Source organism: Abiotrophia defectiva ATCC 49176, from assembly GCF_000160075.2.
Lineage (GTDB): Bacteria > Bacillota > Bacilli > Lactobacillales > Aerococcaceae > Abiotrophia > Abiotrophia defectiva.
The window spans coordinates 976,880-992,200 of record NZ_KI535340.1 but is presented as its reverse complement, the minus strand read 5'-3'; the positions used below and the strand labels follow the sequence as shown (position 1 = coordinate 992,200).

General features: G+C 48.0%; 15 protein-coding genes. 7 read left to right on the top strand and 8 right to left on the bottom strand.

The genetic code is table 11. The annotated features are described in order from the left end of the window. Window positions 1-13: 13 nt before the first annotated feature. On the bottom strand, window positions 14-862 hold the full coding sequence (locus GCWU000182_RS04525; protein ID WP_051372924.1) for a VOC family protein: 849 nt from the start codon (window positions 860-862) through the stop codon (window positions 14-16). Between the two features lie 268 nt (window positions 863-1,130). Between GCWU000182_RS04525 and GCWU000182_RS04520 the strand changes: the two genes are divergently transcribed. From GCWU000182_RS04520 to GCWU000182_RS04510, 3 genes are read left to right on the top strand one after another with little or no spacing between them, the layout of a single operon-like run. Continuing rightward, window positions 1,131-1,961: an alpha/beta hydrolase gene (locus tag GCWU000182_RS04520; protein ID WP_023391594.1), complete on the top strand. Its 831-nt coding sequence runs from the start codon at window positions 1,131-1,133 to the stop codon at window positions 1,959-1,961. 40 nt (window positions 1,962-2,001) lie between these two features. Beyond that, window positions 2,002-3,168 (top strand): ATP-grasp domain-containing protein, encoded by a 1,167-nt coding sequence (locus tag GCWU000182_RS04515; RefSeq protein WP_035364093.1) that lies wholly within the window; start codon window positions 2,002-2,004, stop codon window positions 3,166-3,168. A 60-nt stretch (window positions 3,169-3,228) separates the two neighbouring features. Beyond that, entirely contained in the window at window positions 3,229-4,227 is a 999-nt protein-coding gene (locus GCWU000182_RS04510; RefSeq protein ID WP_023391592.1) for a nucleoid-associated protein, read from the top strand. A gap of 63 nt (window positions 4,228-4,290) precedes the next feature. Here GCWU000182_RS04510 and GCWU000182_RS04505 read toward each other — a convergent pair whose 3' ends face one another. The 7 genes from GCWU000182_RS04505 to GCWU000182_RS09590 all read right to left on the bottom strand — a co-directional run bounded on the left by GCWU000182_RS04505 (window position 4,291) and on the right by GCWU000182_RS09590 (window position 11,653). Next, window positions 4,291-6,195 carry a M13 family metallopeptidase gene (locus GCWU000182_RS04505; protein ID WP_023391591.1) on the bottom strand — a complete coding sequence of 635 codons (1,905 nt, stop codon included), beginning with the start codon at window positions 6,193-6,195 and terminating at the stop codon, window positions 4,291-4,293. A gap of 245 nt (window positions 6,196-6,440) precedes the next feature. Then, the gene (dltD, locus tag GCWU000182_RS04500; protein ID WP_023391589.1) at window positions 6,441-7,601 is read right to left on the bottom strand and encodes a D-alanyl-lipoteichoic acid biosynthesis protein DltD; all 1,161 of its coding nucleotides are present in this window, start codon (window positions 7,599-7,601) and stop codon (window positions 6,441-6,443) included. Then, window positions 7,598-7,837, bottom strand: a complete 240-nt coding sequence (gene dltC, locus GCWU000182_RS04495) for a D-alanine--poly(phosphoribitol) ligase subunit 2 (RefSeq protein WP_023391588.1) — start codon at window positions 7,835-7,837, stop codon at window positions 7,598-7,600. Before dltC ends, dltD begins: the two co-directional genes overlap by 4 nt. Window positions 7,838-7,847: 10 nt before the next feature. Beyond that, a complete protein-coding gene (gene dltB, locus GCWU000182_RS04490; RefSeq protein WP_023391587.1) occupies window positions 7,848-9,002 on the bottom strand; it encodes a D-alanyl-lipoteichoic acid biosynthesis protein DltB in 1,155 nt (384 codons plus the stop codon). Further along, complete coding sequence (gene dltA, locus GCWU000182_RS04485) at window positions 8,999-10,507, bottom strand: D-alanine--poly(phosphoribitol) ligase subunit DltA (protein ID WP_023391586.1); 1,509 nt, start codon at window positions 10,505-10,507, stop codon at window positions 8,999-9,001. The genes dltB and dltA overlap by 4 nt, the downstream gene beginning before the upstream one ends. A gap of 144 nt (window positions 10,508-10,651) precedes the next feature. After that, entirely contained in the window at window positions 10,652-10,987 is a 336-nt protein-coding gene (locus GCWU000182_RS04480) for a nucleotide pyrophosphohydrolase (protein ID WP_035364090.1), read from the bottom strand. A 9-nt stretch (window positions 10,988-10,996) separates the two neighbouring features. After that, window positions 10,997-11,653 (bottom strand): CpXC domain-containing protein, encoded by a 657-nt coding sequence (locus GCWU000182_RS09590; RefSeq protein ID WP_023391584.1) that lies wholly within the window; start codon window positions 11,651-11,653, stop codon window positions 10,997-10,999. A gap of 342 nt (window positions 11,654-11,995) precedes the next feature. Between GCWU000182_RS09590 and GCWU000182_RS04470 the strand changes: the two genes are divergently transcribed. The 4 genes from GCWU000182_RS04470 to GCWU000182_RS04455 are packed head-to-tail and all read left to right on the top strand — an operon-like array spanning window position 11,996 to window position 15,317. Next, window positions 11,996-12,883, top strand: a complete 888-nt coding sequence (locus GCWU000182_RS04470) for an ABC transporter ATP-binding protein (RefSeq protein WP_023391582.1) — start codon at window positions 11,996-11,998, stop codon at window positions 12,881-12,883. 1 nt (window position 12,884) lies between these two features. Further along, complete coding sequence (locus tag GCWU000182_RS04465; RefSeq protein WP_023391581.1) at window positions 12,885-13,754, top strand: ABC transporter permease; 870 nt, start codon at window positions 12,885-12,887, stop codon at window positions 13,752-13,754. A 35-nt stretch (window positions 13,755-13,789) separates the two neighbouring features. Beyond that, the gene (locus tag GCWU000182_RS04460; protein ID WP_023391580.1) at window positions 13,790-14,101 is read left to right on the top strand and encodes a hypothetical protein; all 312 of its coding nucleotides are present in this window, start codon (window positions 13,790-13,792) and stop codon (window positions 14,099-14,101) included. A 31-nt stretch (window positions 14,102-14,132) separates the two neighbouring features. After that, a complete protein-coding gene (locus GCWU000182_RS04455; protein ID WP_023391579.1) occupies window positions 14,133-15,317 on the top strand; it encodes an IS256 family transposase in 1,185 nt (394 codons plus the stop codon). Window positions 15,318-15,321: the final 4 nt, after the last annotated feature.

Genomic DNA, 15,321 nt, shown 5'->3' with positions numbered 1-15,321 from the left:
GGTATGGACAAGCTTACAAACTCCGTAAAACTAGGCTAATCCCATTGCTATCGGTTACTTGCCAGCCCCCTGCTAGGTCTTGGGCTTGGGCTCCCAAATCTTGGGCCCGGCTAACGATTGCAGCCTCTTCTTGAGGCGAGCTAGCGACAATACTAAAATGCTTAAGTCCTGCTTGGTCTGGTTCTTGTGGCGCTAGACGACTACCTGCCCATTGGTTGGCAGCTAATTGGTGGTGATAGGTCCCAGATGACATCCAGGCCGCTGAAGACATCTGGAATTTGGTCTCCATGCCTAGCACTTGGTTCCACCAGACAGCCGCTCGCTTACTGTCTTGGACACTGAGGTGAATATGACCAATGCGAGAGCCTTCAGGCATTTTATAGGGCCCATCAAGTGGCTTGGCACTATCGTAGACGCCTTGTCCATCCATTTCTAGGGTCACGCCTGGGATGCGACCGTCAGGCTCAATCTCCCATTGGCTGATTGGCTTATCGCGATAGACTTCAATGCCATTGCCTTCCGGATCCTCTAGGTAAATGGCCTCAGAGTAGCCATGGTCTGAAGCCCCAATCAGTGGCAGGGCCTGCTTGATAGCATGAACTAGGAAAGTCCCTAAGTCCTCTCGGCTTGGTAAGAGATAGGCTACATGGTAGAGTCCGTAACGGGCTTGGCTTTCCTGTGGCGCGGCCACTGCTTCTAGGTAGAGCAAGGGCCGGTCACTGCCTTGGACGCCTAAACCTACGCGCTCAGGACTTTCTTCTAAGATAGCCATCCCTAAAGCCTGCTGATAGAAGGCCACCATATAGGGCAAATTAATCACATTGAGCGTGACAGATTCTAAATCAAATGTTTCTTGATACATCATAAACTCCTTTCCTTGGGATAGAGAGATAAAGACATCTCTATTATAAGAAGCTTACCCTAGTAAAAACTAGTAGGCACTTTTCATAGACTGACTATCTTTTAGGATAGAATTAAGTCCCTATAAGCCTAGGTTTTGGCCTCGTCCTAGAACTTTCTAGCCTTCTTCACACTTTCTTTATATTCTCAAGGCTTGACCCGGCCAAAAATTCCTAGCCTAGACCCTGGCTTCATGTTAAAATATGGAGGACTAAGAAAGGAGCCCTGCCATGCATCACGCAGCCTATTTTTATCTAGAAATGCATACCCATGAACTAACTGTCCCATACACCAACAAGCCTCGTCGTATTCGGGTCCTCCTACCTAAGGATTACCAGAAGAACGAGAACAAGTCCTACCCTGTTCTCTACTTCCATGACGGCCAGAATGTCTTCTACAGCCGCGAATCCTTCAGTGGCCACTCCTGGAAAATCATTCCCGCCATCAAGAAGAATCCTGACATCCCCCAAATGATTGTGGTCGGGATTGACAATGATAACGAAAACCGCCTCAACGAATATTCACCTTGGCCTTTCACTAATACACCCATTCCAGAAGGCATGCGCCTTGGGGGCAAAGGCCTTAATTATGCTGACTTCATCATGAATGTAGTCAAGCCTTTTATCGATAGCCACTACCGGACCAAGCCTGACAAACGCCACACTGCCATGGCCGGCTCTTCCTTGGGTGGCAATATCACCCAATTTATGGGCTTAGAATACGCGGACCAAATTGGTAACCTAGGGGTCTTCTCTAGTGCCTCCTGGTTAACCGTGGAAGCCTTCAACCGCTACATTAGCCGCCAAAAGCTAGACCCTAGCCAACGCATCTTTATCCAAGTGGGGACCCAAGAAGGAGACGACACCGACCGCGACCTGACCCACGGTAACATGAAACAAATCTACATCAACGCCTCCCTCAGCTACTATCAACAATTACTGGCTGGTTGCATGCCCCAGGACCGACTCCAACTGATTATTGCGGCTGACGCCACCCACAGTGAAGAAGCCTGGGCAACCTATCTACCCGATTGCCTACGTTTCCTAAGTGAAGAATGGTAGGCTAAAGGCCCCTGACCCTAGCAGAAAGGATGGATTCCCTATGAACTATATTGTTATTTCTCCCTACTACCCTGCTAACTTCCAGCCCTTTTCCTATAAGTTACGTCAACATGGCGTCAATGTCCTAGGGATTGGCCAGGAACCTTATGACCAACTCAACGATGAGCTCAAAGCGACTCTGACTGAATATTTCCGAGTGGATAATCTGGAAGACCTGGACCAAGTCACTCGTGCGGTCGCCTTCTTCTTCCACAAATATGGACCGATCGACCGTATTGAGTCCCACAATGAATACTGGCTGGAATTGGATGCTGGTCTGCGTCAGCAGTTCAATATCTTTGGCGTCAAACCCCAAGATTTGGCCAAGACCAAGTACAAGTCTGTTATGAAGGAATACTTCCGCAAGGCCGGCGTACCGGTCGTGGACGGTCGTGTGGTTAGCCAGACTTCAGAAATCGATGCCGCCGTCCAAGACCTAGGCCTGCCGCTGATTGCTAAACCCGATAATGGCGTGGGGGCTGCCGCTACCTACAAACTGATGACGCCAGAAGATGTGGCCCAATTCAAGGCTACTTGGGGCGAGTCCACTCCTTACTTCCTGGAGCAGTTTGTCTCCTATCCAACGGTGACGACTTTTGATGGTCTGATTGATGCCGAGGGCAATATTGTCTTCGAAACCGGTCTGACCTACTACTATCCACCACTGGAATTAGTCTTGGAGCGTAAGGACAATGCCTTCTATATTGAGAAGGAACTCCATCCTAAGTTGCGTGAATATGGCCATGCCATCATCAAGTCCTTCGGTATGAAGGAGCGCTTCTTCCATATCGAATTCTTCCGGACGCCAGACGATGACTTTATCGCCATTGAATATAACAACCGCCCAGCCGGTGGCTTCTGTATCGACATCTACAACTATGCCCATGATATTGACCTCTACGATTATTGGGCTAAGCTAGTGACAGGCCAAGAACTGCCAAAGCAGACAGCCCATGGTCGCTACTGCCTGGCGGTAGCCCGTCGCGATGAGCATACTTATGTGGCCAGCCACCAAGACATTCTGGAGCGATACGCTGACCAGATCAAGATGACCGCCCGCATTCCGCAGGCTTTCGCTGATTTACTTGGGGACAGTCTCTATGTCATGACTACCCCTTCCCGTCAAGTTGTTGATGACATGGTCCGTTTTGTCGGCCAACGCGTCTAAGCATCTCAAATATTAGGGGGCTCCTGCCCCCTTTTTCTTCACTAGAAAGGATTCCTCAACATGTACATTCACCATGCCATTCTCCACATCCTGGATAAGGATGCTGGTAATCTCTTCCTATCCCAGGAAGCCATGGACTTATCCTCGCCCCTGATTCGGACCTACCTGGATAAGCTCCTGACCAAGGTCCAAAAGGCAGAACCCAAACGCGCTAAGCTAGAAGCGGACAGCGCCCTCTGGGCTAGTCTCAAGGATGACCAAACCAGCCTGATTGACAAATCCACTAGCCTAGCCGATAAGCTATTCGATTTGATTGGGCCAGCGGAAGAAATCGCTGCTGCCGACTATCTCTTCTTCGAGGCTAGTGATGACCATGAACAGCGCTATTTCGGCCTGATACGACTGGACTACTCCAGTCAGGTGACCCATTTTCTCTCGGCCGAATCGCAATTAGTGAATCAGCTGGTCATGCACCACGCTATTCTCCCTAGTCCGACCCAGACGCCATCGGAATTCTTCTTACTTAACCTGGCTACTGGTGACTACCAAATTCTAGAGAAGCAATATGTCATTGAAGGCAAGCGTTGCCTCTACCTATCCGAGCGCATTCTGGAAATCGTCCCACCTCAAGCGGCACCTCAACAAATCAAGCAAATCAAAAAGGCAGTCGCCGATACCGCCAAGCAATTTGACCAAGAACCTTATCAAGCCCTGGCGACTACTCAGAAGGTTATCCTGCAACAGCTAGAAGAGGACCATGTCATTAATGCGGAAAAAATCACCCACCAGGTCTTCAAGGACAACCTTGGCGCCCAGGATGCGGCGCGTGAGGCCTTAGTCAAACGAGAAGTCCCAACCAACATTGCAGTCAACAACGTGCCTAAGTATGAGAAGAAGTACGCCAAGCAAAAATTTAAGCTGGCTAATGGCATCGAGCTCATGGTGCCAACTGAACTCTATGATGACCCTGAAGTCATTGAGTTTATTAATAATCCTGACGGTTCTATCTCCGTTATGATTAAGAACGTCGACACTATTGTTAATGCCTTTAATGGCTAAAAAAAGCCCTCTGGCTGATGGACAAATGCCATCCGCCAAGGGCTTTTTCTTATTAGCTTGAGATTACCAGATAGTCACCCGGTCTTCAGGTGCCAAATACATGGCGTCGCCGGGCTCAATCCCGAAGGTTTCATAGAAGGCTGCCAAGTTCTTAGGCGCCATATTGGCCCGTAATTCCCCTGGCGAGTGAACGTCAATATTGAGGAGCAGGTTGATATACTCTGGTCGTGCTTTACGGCACCAGACGCGGGCCCAGTTGAAGAAGAAGTCTTCCAAGTCAGCATCCGGCAGAGCTTGAGCTGCTTCAAGGGCACAGCTTAGACCGCCCGCATCCGCAATATTTTCAGAGACGGTCAAGGTCCCATTAATCTTGCCGTCACCAAACGGAATCTCATCCCAGAGCTTGATCATCTTATCGGCCAGGCTGTTGAAGTGAGCCAAGTCCTCTTCCGTCCACCAGTTAGACAAGCTACCGGTCTCATCAAACTGGGCGCCATTATTGTCAAAGGCATGGGAAATTTCATGGGCAATCACGGCCCCAATCCCCCCATAGTTGGCGCTAGCTGATTGTTGCAGGCTATAGAATGGCGCCTGCAGAATAGCCGCTGGGAAGCAGATTAAGTTATTAGATGGATCATAGTAAGCGTTGACTGTGTTGGCACTAATTTCCCAAAGGTCGCGATCTACTGGCTTCTTCCACTTGCTGAGGTTGTAGCGAGTTGCTACTTGGGTGAAGAAGATAGAAGCCTGGAAGAAGTTGCGGTCGCCGACAACTAACTCCTCATAGACTGGCGGAATCTTGTCAGGATAGCCCACTAAGAGGTCCATTTTCTGTAGCTTGAGAATGGCCTTTTCGCGAGTGGCAGGGCTAAGCCATTCCTTGGTTTCTAGGCGTTTTTGGTAGATGGCAATCATGTTCTTGACCATTTGAGTCACGTCTTCCTTGGCTTCAGGGCCAAAGTAGCGTTGGGCATAGAAGTCCCCTAAGACTTGGTCGAAGGCTTGATTGACATGGCTGTAGGCCAATTTTTCAAAAGGTCTCATGGCTGGGTTACCGGTCAAGGCCTGGGTCATACGATGGCTGATAGCCCGCGCCTCTTCAGACAGATAGCTGGTCGCACCCGTAACCAGACGCAAGGTCAACCAGGCCTTAAGCTCAGTCAAATCAGCTTGATCTACTAGTTCCTTGAAGGCCTCGAAGAATTTAGGTTCGCCCACGTTTAGGGTCTCAGGCAAGCCACCTAAGACGGACTCTAGCACTGCCTTGAAGTCGATTTGGTCGGAGTAAGCCGCCACTTGATCCAACTTGCGAGGGTTGTGGAAGACCACATATTCTGCCGCTTCTTCCTTAGATAAGGTATAAGGAGCTAGACGGGCATCAAAGGCCATGCCGGCTGTCACCAGTTCTACTGCTTCCTTAGCATCCAAGCCTAATAAAGTCAGTAAGTCTAAGGCCACTTGGCGGTAGACTGCCAATAATTGCTGGCCTTGCGCATGGTCGGGCTCATAGTAGGTACGGTCAGGCAAAATCAATCCTGGGCGACCCAAATGCACCACATAGCGATTGGAATCAGCCATATCTTGGACCACGCCTAGGCCGAAGGGCCCTGGTAGGCCTTCTAAAATACCGGTCTTAGCCCACTCAGTCAGGTCAGCTACTGAGGTCAGTGCTTGGATGCGCTCGATATAAGGACGCAAGGGACTCATACCTAGAGCAGCACGCCCTTCCTTATCCAAGGCTAACTGATAGTAAGCCACCATTTCCTTTTGCATCTTGGTCAGTGACTGAGGCTGATCAATCAAGTCGGCCAAATCCTTCATCAGGTCGGCTTCTACCTTGTCGGCCAAATCCGAAAAACCGCCCGTTGTTGGCTTATCATCCGGGATGACAGCCGTCTCTAACCAGGCCCCATTGACTGCCTGGAAGAGGTCTGTCTTAATTAGATCACGTTCTACTTTATGTGTCATAGCACTTCCCCTTTTCTTATTTTCTTAGCTCTATTATAGTCTTTTTGTCTTGGCAGGACCACTCAAACGATTAAGGCATAAAAAAATGGACTAGGTCAGCCGACCTAGTCCTTCATTCTTAGAAACTACTATAAATGTAAGGCTGCACGCCTCCAGTATCCTTAGCCAATCCGTAGATGACGAGGATCATAATCAATACATAGAAAATCGCAATCCACAAGATGAGTTGGAGAATTTTGGAGGATTTAATCTTGCTTACCATATTCATAAAGATCTTTTTCAAGGCGAGTCCATCCTTTCCATCCTAAGTGCAACATATCCTGCATGACATAAGGCTCGTAATCATCATCCTGGTAATCATAATACTTGATCCCACGTTGATCCAGCACTTGCTTGACTGCCTCATAGATAGCCCGGCGGTCTTCCTTAGGGAAGCCGGTGTAGTCATACCACTTACCATTAACGGGTAGGAGGACGACACGGACATCCACGCCCAGGTCTTGAGCGATGTCGAGGAATATGTTCAAGTCTTTCATTTCTGGTGAATCGGTGACGTATTTTCCTACATCACTGTTCTTAAACTTCTCTAAATCTTGACCAATTTCATTGGTGTAATAATGATTTTCAACCTGAAATTCATTATTGTTGGTCTTATCTGCTGCCCCTTCTTGCTGGGCAATGGTCTTATAACGTTGATCCCAATCATAGTCCGGTGTCTGATCACCTGCCAATGGCAGAGGATCCTTGTCAGCTAGGGCATAGCGAATCTTGTTCTTGAAGACATCTAGCTGGTAATGAGCCCGCGCCCATTGGTTCTCTAGCCAATTATCTGGCTCGTCTAGCAGGGCCTTCTTATAGCGAGCCAAGGCATCGTGCACTTGGGGATGCTGAGTCGAGGCTTCTAGCAAACGATCAATAAAGGCACGTTTGTGTTCTTCCGTTACCTTAGGGTTACTTAAGGTATTATAAACATGCTCAAAAGACAGACGATAGAGTAAGGCGTTAGGTGGTACTCCTTCTTTGGTAAACCATTGCAGGGATTCCAATAAGACGGCTTTTTGTTGGGGCAGGTTATCCCCCACAGAACCCAAGATGGAGGCCAAGGTAAGATTGCGATAATTCCCACGGCCAATTTCCATCAGGTGAAAGTCCTTGTAGTTGAAGACCACGCTAGGGTCGAAGTTTTCCTTAAAGGTTTGGACCAACTCCGAGGAACCGAAGACTGTTAAGGTCTGGGCGTCCATATTTTGAGTCAAAATATCCTTACTCTGGTTTTTCTCCACTTGCCGGCCGTAACGTATACTGTTATCTGGCACCTGGTAGGCCCCGGACAAGGAAGCATTGAGGCCAATCATGCTGACAATGGCTAAGCAAATGGCATAGACTAAGGCCTTCATTTTAATCATAAAGCAGCCACTCGTTTCTTAACGTAAGCCATGACCCGGCGTGGCGTATCAATCTCTTCATAGGTGACCTCCGTTGGTGCCGTTGCGAAGCCGAAGACTTCTTCCATCCGCACTAGCATTTCAACGAAACCTAAGGAATCCAAGAGTCCTTCGTCACGGAGATTGATATCCAAATCCTCACGCACCACTTCATCTTCACACAATTCTTCTAAGAGGCTTAATACTTGTTCTTCCATACTCTCACTCCTAACCTTGTCCAAATCCTAGCCACTTCCCTACGACTTCCGGAAATTTATTGGAGAAGATGAACATCCCCAAGACAACCAATTGCAAAGTCACTGCCCAGCTTACTAGCTTGTAGAGGGAGTGGTTTTTGTATTTCTTATAAAATTTTGATTTCTTCTGATAGGCTTCAAAGCCAGCCATTAAAACCCCGTGGTAACAACCGTAGAGGATATAATGGAAGGAGAAACCGTGCCAAAAGCCCATGAAGAGCATATTGGCCATATAGGCTGCCATGGCCCGATTAAGCCGGGTCTTGAAACGCTTATGACGAATAAAGTTCATCATGACGCGAGAGAAGACGAAGTCCCGCAGCCATTGGGATAAGCTAATGTGCCAACGATTCCAGAAATCCTTGATATCGATGGCCAAAAAAGGTTGCTTAAAGTTCATTGGGGTCTCAATCCCTAGCAGGTTACTGAGTCCTACTGCCATGAGGCTATATCCAGCAAAGTCAAAGAATAAATAGAAGGTATAGCCGTAGGCGTATTTAATCAAATAGTAAAAATAATTGCCAACCTGCAAAGCCGACAGCCACTTGAAAATGACGGCAGCAATGACAAATTTGTAGACAGCCCCGAGTAGCAGGCGATAACTGCCTAGCCCCAGCAGTTCCCAATAGTCTTTCCAGTCCAGAATTTTCTCCGTATCTGCCACAAAGCGCTTAGAACGGTCAATAGGGCCGGCACTGACAACTGGGAAGAAGAGCAGGAAGCTCAGGTAATCGACCAAGGACATTTCCTTAATGAGGCCGTCCTGAGTCTCTAGCAGAATCTGCACCACCTTAAATGATAGGTAGGAGATGCCGATAAAACCAAAGCTGTAGAGTGGCCAAATTTCATGTAACTTGGCCAGAACCAGAGGTAAAAAGGACAGGTAGACTGGCCACTTGATCTTAGGGTGGCGAAATTGATATTGAATCAAGCCATACTGAAAGACCAAAAAGCCAAGCGAGACTGCCAAATGTTGGAGATCTGCGCCGAAGACACCCGCATAGATAATCAAGGAGCCTAGGGCCAGCCAATATTTGATTGGCCATTGGCGCCAACGAATTAGCAATCCGCCTAGGCAGAAAATCGCTGCTATCAGAGCAAACTTTTCATCACCAAAGTAGGTCATAAGAGCCCTCCTAAGGCCTTCCGGTCGACCTTGCCATTTTGATTAAGGGGTAGGCTATCCAAAAAGACGATTTTCTTAGGAATCATGTAGTCTGGCAGGGTTTGCTTCAAATGCGCCTTGAGTTCACGCACCGTTTGGAAACGTTGCTGGATGACCTGGTCATAGACCACAAAGCTAACTAAACTTCTGACCGTATCGCCTTCGTACTTAGGTAGGGTGATGGCTTGGCTGACCTGAGGATGCTTGATTAGGTTAGCATCAATGTCCTCCAGTTCAATCCGGTAGCCATGCCACTTAATCTGGAAGTCAATCCGTCCATTACAGAAGAGCAAGTCATCTTCAAAGTAACCCACGTCCCCTGTCTTATAGGCAGGTTGACCACCGACCTGGCCAAATTTCTGAGCGGTCAATTCAGGTTGACCATAGTAACCTTGAGCGACTGTATCCCCAATGATTTGGATTTCGCCTTGGCCTTCTTCTGCCTCTTCTAGGGGTAGCAATTTGACCTGACTACCAGGACGGACACGTCCAACCGGTAAATTGTCAGGATAGGCATCTATCAAGGCTTGGTCGATATCCACCCAGGTCATCATAACTGTTGATTCAGTTGGGCCATAGGAATTATAGACCTTGGCCAGCGGGAAACGATCCAAGAGGGCCTGAGCCGTACGAGCCTGAAGTTTCTCACCACAGAAGGCGAAACGTCTGACTTGGGGCAGCAGTTCTTGATTGAATTGCGGATCGGCCAAACAAGTATCCACAAAGGACGGTGTGGACACCCAAGTGGAAATGCCCGACTGCTTGAGGCAATTGAATAAGGCCCCATAATTGCTTAACAAGCCCTTGTCTAATTGGTATAAGGTAGCACCCATGCAGAGGGCAGGATAGACACTCATGACCGACAGGTCGAAGGAGTAAGGTGGTTGGCCGATGAATACAGGGCGCTCTCCTGGCTGGGCTGGAATCAGTGGCAGATACCAAGTCAAGAAATTGTCCAGGTTCTCGGCTGAGACACAGACTCCTTTAGGTTGGCCAGTAGAGCCAGAGGTATAGATAATGTAGGCTGTCTCAAAACCCTTAACCGCCAGGTCATCAGCTGGCGCATCATAGCTCCCCGCCTGCACGAGGGCTTGAGCTTGGGCTAAAGTGACTTGCCGGCAATCGAGTGGCAAGTCTTCGGTCGTAAGCACCAAAGGTGACGCCAACTTCTCAATAATCGCGGCCACTCGATCCAGCGGCATGGATAAATCAATGGGACAGTAGGCATGACCTGACTTGAGACAAGCCAAGAAATAAACCAACATGTAGGGATGCTTATGTCCGTATACGACTAGGGGTGAACGGTCCTGGCCCAAGGTCTCATGCAACCAGCCTGCTAATTGGTCAACAGCTAGCCACATGTCCTGATAGGTGAGTGTTTGGGCATCCTGATTCAAACGATTCAATTGGCAAGCCAGGACCTGTGAGTTACGATGGGCTTGGATTGCTTGCATAAATTTCAACATACTCACTCACTCCAAACATTTCCTTGTTCTCTACTAGAACAAGTGATTACTTTTCTACAATTCATAGTTTACACCACGTATATGAAAAAGATATGAAAAACTCCACCACATTCTGCGAAGATGTGATTTTAAATATAAAAGAAGCTACTCACTAGCAGCTCCATCTAATTCTGTTGGCGGAGCTGGGTACTTGATGGCATTCTTACGCAGTTTGTCCGCAATAATGTCGTTAATATCCAGGCCTAAATTATCTGCCAGCATATAAGTATAGATTAAAACATCTGCTACTTCTTCTTTAATATGTTCTAAATCTTGACTATTAGCTTCCTCAGGTGTCCGCCATTGATAAATTTCCATCAATTCGGCCGCTTCGATCGCAATCGATATAGCCAAGTCCTTCTCATTATGATAAGGTCGCCAATGACGTTCATCGCGGAAACGATTGATGGCCGCCATGGTTTCTGAACTTTGTTGATTCATGCCCATCACCTAGTCTTGGTCTTGCTCTAGTTGAGCCATGAGCCATTCCGCCCATTGCTGATTGATGAAGAAGCCACCCCCATAGCGGGCTAGCTCCTGGGCAAAACTGTCCTTGGTTAGGTCATACTGGCCCTGGTCAAAGGCCACCGTCGCGACCAATTCATGGTCATCCCCTAGCAGAAATTGGGCTTTACCTTCCTTGGCCACTTGATAAAGAATATGCTTAATAGGCTGGTCCGGCATTTGTTGGTGGAAACCAGCAAAGACCAAGTATTTTTGTAACTCTACAATGCGGTCATCTAGTCCCGCCTCATGAATTTGAATCTTCTCCCAGAGATTAGGCAAGCCGTGTACAATCCGGATAGTGGTGACAGCCATCTGTTCAGGGGTGAAGGTGTCCTTCAATACTTGCACATCTTCTTCAAAAAAACTAGGATCTGGTTCGTAGAAGAGGACAAGGCCCTTTTGTAAATCTTGATAGAGGAAGCCGTAATCCGCCATGCCCTCATAGCCACACTCAGGGCATTTTACTTTGAAAAATTCCCCAGACAGAATGGCTTCACGTTCCGGTGACTGGTCAGTGACATCGATTGTTTCATAGACCTTGACGTCGATTGGTGCCTGACATTGGTGGCAAGCCACTTGCTTCACATCATATTGAGACATTAGGGCACTTCCTTTTAAATTTCTTGACCCTATTATAACATATTAGGCTGGACTTGGCTCGTTAAAAGAAAGCCACATATCCCGTAAAAGCGCTCTCTTTATTAGATTGTTCGCTATCATTTTAAGTAAACAAGCCATCCAAAAGATAATCAAAAAAAATGGCCGACTGATTAAGTATTTTTTGCCAGATAGCCCCCTCCTAAACTCCTTCATTTTCCACTTCTTGCATTTTGGCCCCCCTCTCTTACCACTTAAGCCCCAATTTTGACCACTTAGCTTTTTTATCAAGGCAAGGACCAAACATCATGGTAAGATAAGCCTGTAGTAAAGGAGGACACCCCCATGTTAATTCAAACCCAAAACCTAACCAAACGTTACGGCGATAAAACGGTCGTACAGCAACTCAACCTATCCATCCCTCAAGGTCAATTAGTAGCCCTCTTAGGTCCCAATGGTGCCGGTAAATCCACCACTATTAAGATGCTAACAGGCCTCTTGTCTCCAAGCGAGGGTTCGATTATCTTCCAAGGCCAGCAACTCTCCCGCTCAGACTATCAACGCCAACTAGGCGTGGTCTTCCAAGACAGTATTTTAGACCAAGATCTAACCGTTGGCCAAAACCTCTTAAGTCGGGCCAAATGCTACCGTAACTTTGAAGCCAGTCAGCTGGACTTCCTGATCCAAGTCTTTGAACTCGAGTCAATCTTGAAGCAAAGCTATGGCACCTTATCCGGTGGTCAACGCCGTCGTGTCGACATCGCTCGCGCCCTGGTCCACCAGCCTAAATTCCTAATTCTGGATGAGCCCTCAACTGGCTTAGATATTCAGACACGGAATGTCATCTGGGATGCCCTCTTGCGCCTGCGCCAAGAACAAGGCCTGACCATCCTCTTAACCACCCACTACTTAGAAGAAGTAGAAAATGCCGACTATGTCTACATTATTGACCACGGTCACTTGATTGCAGCCGACACGGTTAGCCAGCTTAAGGCTCAATATGCCTATGACACCTTAAGCTTAGATCTTGAAGATCCACAAGCCTTGGCCCAAGAACTTGCCCCCGACTACCAAGTCCGCCTAGATGGTCCGCTCTTGAAGGTTGACCTCAAGCCTGAACAATCCGTCTGGCCCCTCTTAGATCGTTACCGCCCACTCATTAAACACTTTGAATACCATCACGGTAGTGTCGATGACCTCTTTATTAATTTAACCGGAAGGGAGATCCGCTAATATGTTACACTTCACACTTCGTTGCCTACGCCTCTACTTCATCCAAAAGAGTCGTGTCTTCTTCTCACTCTTGGGTGCCCTCATCACCTTCATTCTCTACCTAGCCTTCCTCAAGGACAACATGGCTTCTTCATGGCCACAATTACCTGGCGTTAATACCTTCTTGGATTACTGGCTCTTAGGAGGAATCTTAGCCATCGTCGGGGCTACTACTAGCGCAGCAGGTCTTAGCCCAATGGTTGAAGATAAAGAAAAAGGCGTCCTAGCCGACTTCCTCTTAAGCGATTTAAGCTATAATCAAATGCAATTTGGCTACTTCCTAGCCAGTGCCCTAATCAGTTTGATTATGCAAGTCCTTGCCCTAGGCCTATTATTTGCCTACTATGCCCTCACAGCGGGCATGACCCTATCAGGTTTGCAATTACTTCAACTCTTGGGCTCTATGGTCTTGTCAGCCCTGGTTTGGACTAGCTTCAATGTCTTACTCTTTGGCTTTGTCAGAAGCGTGACCAGCTTCGGCCATGTCATGTTATTACTATCCACTTCCCTTGGCTTCTTCGCTGGCGTCTACTTACCGCTAGGTCTCTTACCACAAGTAAGTCGTTGGGTCATTCAAGTCACACCTGCCCCATACTTCTCCTCCCTCTTCCGTCACATTCTCCTGGCACCAACGCAAGAAGCCATGACCCGGCAAGTGCCTGACTTCATGTTACAACAAATCTTGCGCCACACCGGTGTCGGCTTGGATGTTGGTTTCTTAACTAGCGCTAGCCAGGAAGTTCTCATTCTCTTAGGCTTCGGCCTCCTCTTCCTCATTCTGATGCCAATCTTAGGCAAATTCAGTCGCAAACTGGCCTTACATAGTCTATAATAGGGGGGAAGACGCTGTTTTAGGAGGAAGTCCCTGTGAATATACGATTTGAGCCAAATCCCCAACTAGCCCCAGATACGGTCAATGTGACCGTGGAAGCGGCTAAGCTTAACGCTGAGGCCCTGCAAGTGTTGCAGCTTTTAGAAGAAAATCAAAATGCCTCTTCTGGCCTTACACGGCTTCCACTCCTAGTCGATGACAAGACAATCATGGTGGCTAGTCAAGATTTGATTGCCATGGAAGTCTATCAGAATGAGTTGACCGTCTATACCCAACAGGCTACTTATCGATTAAGTCCCTATAATTGTGTAAAAAGAAAAAGCCAGGTAATCTCTGGTACAATGTAGTTGTCGGAAAACATTGAAAGAGGAGATTACCATGACTTACCTTAATATTAACCTAAAACTTGAAGAATTAACAGAGGCAGTTTTAAACAGTGACATGAACACGCTCATGAAGTCGCTGGCCATTACCGTCTTTAATGCCTACATGGAAGAAGAACGCCACCAGTTCATCCAAGCCGCACCCCATGAACGCTCCGACCAGCGCCAAGATTATCGCAACGGCTACTATGAACGCCAATGGACGCTATCCATCGGCACCCTTAAATTACAAGTCCCACGCACGCGTTCTGGCGAGTTCAAAACCGAACTCTTTGAACGTTACCAGCGCAACGAACAGGCCTTCCTGCTTTCCATGATGGAAATGGTGGTCAATGGGGTCTCAACACGCAAAGTCACTAAAATCGTGCAAGAACTGTGTGGCGAGACGGTTTCCAAGTCCTTTGTGTCAGACGTTATGAAGCGGCTAGATCCTGAGATTGAAGCTTTCAAAAATCGGACCCTGACCCACAGCCACTTTCGCTATCTCTACCTCGATGCCCTTTACATTAAGGTGCGTGAAGAGGGTCGTGTGGTATCCAAGGCGGTCTACCTAGCTCAAGGCGTCAACGAGGCCAACAAGCGCGAAATCATCGGCTTTTGGGTGTCAGAAGAAGAAAGCAAGGAGGCTTGGCTGACCTTCCTTCAGTCCCTGCGAGCCCGTGGTTTGAGCCAGCCTACCCTGATTATTTCAGACGCTCATTCTGGCCTCAGAGCAGCCATCCAGCACTGTTTTGTCGGCGTCCCTTGGCAACGTTGCGTCTTTCATTTCTTGTCCAACATTGTCGAGACCATTCCTAGAAAAGGGAGTTTCGAGGCACGCGCTAAGTTGAAGGCCATATTCCAGGCACCCACCGCCGAACATGCAAGGCGGCTTAAGGAAGATTTTGAGGCCACTGTCGCGGACAATCCTCGCTATCAGAAGGCCTTAAAGGTTTTAGATGAGGGCTTTGAAGATGCCGTCCTGTTTATGATGGAGCCTGAGATTTACCATCCCAATTTGCGGACGACTAACTCTGTCGAACGTTTAAACCGTGAAATCAGACGGCGGGATAAGGTCATTGGCGTCTATCCTAATGTCGCTTCTGCTGAGCGATTAATTGGCGCCATCCTCATTGATCTAAACGATGCTTGGCAGGCTAACACACGCCCCTTCCTGGTCAACTTCACCAAACGCAAATAAGCTA

Coding starts and splice junctions, on each gene's coding strand:
- GCWU000182_RS04525 (WP_051372924.1), bottom strand. CDS start 862: ATGTATCAAGAAACATTTGATTTAGAATCTGTCACGCTCAATGTGATT.
- GCWU000182_RS04520 (WP_023391594.1), top strand. CDS start 1,131: ATGCATCACGCAGCCTATTTTTATCTAGAAATGCATACCCATGAACTA.
- GCWU000182_RS04515 (WP_035364093.1), top strand. CDS start 2,002: ATGAACTATATTGTTATTTCTCCCTACTACCCTGCTAACTTCCAGCCC.
- GCWU000182_RS04510 (WP_023391592.1), top strand. CDS start 3,229: ATGTACATTCACCATGCCATTCTCCACATCCTGGATAAGGATGCTGGT.
- GCWU000182_RS04505 (WP_023391591.1), bottom strand. CDS start 6,195: ATGACACATAAAGTAGAACGTGATCTAATTAAGACAGACCTCTTCCAG.
- dltD (WP_023391589.1), bottom strand. CDS start 7,601: ATGATTAAAATGAAGGCCTTAGTCTATGCCATTTGCTTAGCCATTGTC.
- dltC (WP_023391588.1), bottom strand. CDS start 7,837: ATGGAAGAACAAGTATTAAGCCTCTTAGAAGAATTGTGTGAAGATGAA.
- dltB (WP_023391587.1), bottom strand. CDS start 9,002: ATGACCTACTTTGGTGATGAAAAGTTTGCTCTGATAGCAGCGATTTTC.
- dltA (WP_023391586.1), bottom strand. CDS start 10,507: ATGTTGAAATTTATGCAAGCAATCCAAGCCCATCGTAACTCACAGGTC.
- GCWU000182_RS04480 (WP_035364090.1), bottom strand. CDS start 10,987: ATGAATCAACAAAGTTCAGAAACCATGGCGGCCATCAATCGTTTCCGC.
- GCWU000182_RS09590 (WP_023391584.1), bottom strand. CDS start 11,653: ATGTCTCAATATGATGTGAAGCAAGTGGCTTGCCACCAATGTCAGGCA.
- GCWU000182_RS04470 (WP_023391582.1), top strand. CDS start 11,996: ATGTTAATTCAAACCCAAAACCTAACCAAACGTTACGGCGATAAAACG.
- GCWU000182_RS04465 (WP_023391581.1), top strand. CDS start 12,885: ATGTTACACTTCACACTTCGTTGCCTACGCCTCTACTTCATCCAAAAG.
- GCWU000182_RS04455 (WP_023391579.1), top strand. CDS start 14,133: ATGACTTACCTTAATATTAACCTAAAACTTGAAGAATTAACAGAGGCA.